At 73.2% G+C, this 1,777-nt stretch carries 3 protein-coding genes; 1 reads left to right on the top strand and 2 read right to left on the bottom strand.

Annotated elements, in window-relative coordinates:
* Positions 1-367 (top strand): ABC transporter ATP-binding protein (locus ABZ297_RS46790; protein WP_355361081.1); only part of this gene is annotated, 367 nt, incomplete at its 5' end.
* Positions 368-396: 29 nt separating this feature from the next.
* On the opposite strand, the gene ABZ297_RS46785 is transcribed toward ABZ297_RS46790, so the two are convergent.
* Together ABZ297_RS46785 and ABZ297_RS46780 are read right to left on the bottom strand one after the other, a co-directional pair.
* A complete protein-coding gene (locus ABZ297_RS46785; RefSeq protein ID WP_355361078.1) occupies positions 397-1,374 on the bottom strand; it encodes an inositol-3-phosphate synthase in 978 nt (325 codons plus the stop codon).
* 38 nt (positions 1,375-1,412) lie between these two features.
* A partial coding sequence (locus ABZ297_RS46780; protein ID WP_355361075.1) for a response regulator transcription factor occupies positions 1,413-1,777 on the bottom strand: 365 nt, incomplete at its 5' end.

Genomic DNA, 1,777 nt, shown 5'->3' with positions numbered 1-1,777 from the left:
CGCGGACGCCGCCGGACGCTACCCGCACGAGTTCTCCGGCGGGCAGCGGCAGCGCGTCGCGATCGCCAGGGCCATCGTGTGCGAGCCGCGGGTGCTGCTCGCCGACGAGCCGGTCAGCGCGCTGGACGTGTCGACCAGGGTGCGCGTGGTCGAACTGCTCGCCCAACTCGGCGAGGGCCGGGGCCTGACCGTGGTCATGGTCTCGCACGACCTGACGGTGGTCGCCGCGCTCTGCCAGGAGACGGCCGTCCTCGACCGCGGCCGCGTCGTCGAGCAGGGCCCGACGTCGTCCGTGCTCGGCTCCCCCGGCCACCCGTACACCCGCAGACTCCTCGACAGCGTCCCGCGCCTGAGCCGCCTCCGCTGACCTTCCGTCCACCGGGCGGAAGTCAGGGGCTAGCGACCATCGGCCTTCATCAGGGCGGCGGACACCTCGCGGAGCAGCCCTCCGACACCGGCGTCCATGGCGGCCCTGGCGTGCCGTACCGCGTCCAGGACGTTGCCCGCCGCGCTCGGCGAGTCCTCGACGACCATGCGCACCTCCACCTCAAGGGGCGAGCCGCCGAACCCCTCGCCGTCCAGCCGGATGTAGGCGATCTTGCGGTCGTCGAGGAACGGCACGTACTGGGCGGCGACGTGCGTGGACGTGCCCGCGCCGTGCGCCTTGGTCGCCTTCTTCGACTTCATCCGGTCGGCGTCCTGCATGTTGACGAAGTCCATGTTGCCGCCGCCCAGGAGCTGGTAGCCGTCCGTCAGCCGCACTCCGGACGCCGTCAGGGCGTCCACGAGCGCCCGGTGCACCAGCGTCGCGCCGAACGAGCTCTTCAGGTCGTCGCCGATCAGCGGCAGCCCGGACTCCGCGAACCGGCTCACCCACTCCGGCGAGCGGGCGAGCACGGCCGGCATGCAGTTGACGAAGCCGCACCCGGCCCGCAGCGCCGCCTCCGCGTACAGTTCGGTGGCCCGCTGCGCGCCGACCGGCAGGAAGTTGACCACGACGTGGGTGCCGGTCTCCCGTAGGTGGGCGGCGACGCCGTCCAGGGTGGCGGTGCCGCGCGGGTCGACCAGGTCTGCGGAGTCGGCGCCGACGCCGTCGCCGAGCGCCCCCTCGACGACCTCGACCCCGAGGTGGGGGACGTCGGCGAAGCTGCGCGCGTTGTTCGGCGCGACCCAGATCGCCTCGGACAGGTCGCGGCCGAGCTTGCGGCCGTTCACGTCGAAGGCGGCGGTGAAGCGCACCTGGGAGACGCCGTATCCGGCGCACACGGGGTTCAGCAGGCCGGGCGCGTCGCCGTCGCGGTAGTACTCGACGCCCTGCACCAGCGAGGACGCGCAGTTGCCCACACCGACCAGGCCGACGTTCACAAAAGTCATGAACAGGATTAGACCAGGTCAGTCCCGGCCTCCATCGCTCAGATCAGGCCGTTGCGGCGGGCCAGCGCGGCGGCCTCCACCCGGGAGGCGACGCCCAGCTTGGCCATGATGTTCGACACGTGCACGCCCGACGTGCGGGCCGAGATGAACAGCCGCTCGGCGATCTGACGGTTGCTCAGCCCCTCGGACACCAGCCCCAGCACCTCCAGCTCCCTGGCCGACAACCCGAAATCGGCCGTCAGGGCGACCCGGCCGCTGGCCGCCGCCGCCTCGACCTCCCGCCGCAGCGGCTCCGAGCCGAGCGCGGCGGCGATCGAGGCGGCCTCGCGGAGCAGCTCCCGAGCGCCCGCCCGGTCCTGCTCGGCCGCCCTGACCAGCGCCTGGCCCAGCGCGTGCGGCTGGC

Origin of the sequence: Nonomuraea sp. NPDC005983 (assembly GCF_040614375.1) — a bacterium.
GTDB lineage: Bacteria > Actinomycetota > Actinomycetes > Streptosporangiales > Streptosporangiaceae > Nonomuraea.
Note: the sequence above shows the minus strand (reverse complement) of the source record. Positions and strands in the feature narration are given on the sequence as shown.

What these genes read in the sequence shown, in the direction of transcription:
- ABZ297_RS46785 (WP_355361078.1), bottom strand. Translation starts at nt 1,374, where the DNA reads ATGACTTTTGTGAACGTCGGCCTGGTCGGTGTGGGCAACTGCGCGTCC.